This is a genomic window from Bradyrhizobium sp. NAS80.1 (assembly GCF_001908205.1).
Lineage (GTDB): Bacteria > Pseudomonadota > Alphaproteobacteria > Rhizobiales > Xanthobacteraceae > Bradyrhizobium.
Genome location: NZ_LGHL01000513.1, coordinates 1 through 510 on the forward strand (window position 1 = coordinate 1; position 510 = coordinate 510).

Annotated in this window: 1 pseudogene; it reads left to right on the forward strand. The window is 63.5% G+C overall.

Annotated elements, in window-relative coordinates:
- Positions 1 to 510, forward strand: a pseudogene (tnpC, locus tag AC629_RS44595) (IS66 family transposase); the annotation flags it as partial.

Genomic DNA, 510 nt, shown 5'->3' on the forward strand with positions numbered 1-510 from the left:
CCGCATGCTGGGCGCACGGCAGGCGCAAGTTCTTTGATCTCGCGCGGCTCAGCAAGGCGCCGATTGCGGCCGAGGCGGTCAAGCGCATCGATGTTCTGTTCGCCATCGAGCGGGACATCAACGGTCTTACTGCGCAGGAGCGTTTGTATGTGCGCCAGGAGCGTAGCCGCCCCCTGATCGTCGAGCTGGAGGCCTGGTTGCGCGCGCAGCGTGCCAGGCTCTCCAGGAACAACGACACGACCAAGGCGATCAATTACTGCCTCAGCCGCTGGGATGCATTTTGCCGCTTCCTCGATGACGGACGGCTTTGCATGACTAACAATGCTGCTGAGCGTGAGCTGCGGGCGGTCGCCGTGGGGCGAAAAAATTGGACCTTCGCCGGCTCCGATGACGGCGGCCGGCGTGCGGCGGCGATCTACAAACTACAGCCTCATCGCCACCGCCAAGCTCAATGACATCGACCCGCAGGCTTGGCTTGCCGACGTCTTGGCGCGTCTACCGGATCACCCC